Raw genomic sequence first — 817 nt, forward strand, 5'->3', positions numbered from 1 at the left:
GGGTGACGACGCCGCTGCCCGCGTCCACGTCGGCGATCGAGATGCCGGTGACGGCGCCGGCCGTGTCTTCGCTGAAATCGAGCCGGACCGGCACGGCAATCGTCGGCGCGTCATTGACCGCCGCGATGTTCAGGTCGACGGTCTTGGTGTCGCTCAGGCTGCCGCCCGCGCCGGTGTTGCCGTTGTCATTGATGCTGACGGTCAGCGTGACCAGGCCGGTGGCGTTGGCGGCGGGCGTGTAGAGCACCTTGCTCGCCGCGATGAAGGCGTTCAGGTCCGCCAGCGTGCCAGTCAGCGTCATGGCGGTCGCCGTGCCGCCAACGACGATGCCTGCCCCGCTGTTGGCCGACAGCGCGCCGGCCGGCACGGACAGGGTGACGGTCAGCTGGCCGGCGTCGGCGTCCACGTCGCTGAACGAGATGCCGGTGATGGCCTTCGCGATGTCCTCGGTCAGGTTGATGCCCCCGGCCGGCACGGTGATGACGGGCGCGTCATTGACCGCCGCGATGCGCAGGACGACCGTGTCGCTGGCGGAGAGGGCGCCGCCGGAGCCAGTATTGCCCAGGTCGTTGACGGTAGCCGTCAGCGTGACGTCGCCGTTGGCGTTGGGAGCGGACAGATAGCTGACGCGGCTGGCGGCGATGTAGGCGTTGATGTCGGCGATCGAGCCGGTCAGCACCAGCGTGCCGCTGCCGGAGCCGGTGACGGTGACGCCGTTGCCGTTGAGCGCCGCGAGCGTGCCGGCGGGCACGGCCAGGGTCAGGGTGACGACGCCGCTGCCCGCGTCCACGTCGGCGATCGAGATGCCGGTGACGGC

At 70.6% G+C, this 817-nt stretch carries 1 protein-coding gene; it reads right to left on the reverse strand.

Annotated features, from left to right (window positions below):
* Positions 1–817, reverse strand: an 817-nt coding sequence (locus tag KDH83_RS30925; RefSeq protein ID WP_212322892.1) for an Ig-like domain-containing protein, incomplete at both ends; no start/stop codon positions are given.

Source organism: Achromobacter sp. Marseille-Q0513, from assembly GCF_018195695.1.
Taxonomy (GTDB): domain Bacteria; phylum Pseudomonadota; class Gammaproteobacteria; order Burkholderiales; family Burkholderiaceae_B; genus Achromobacter.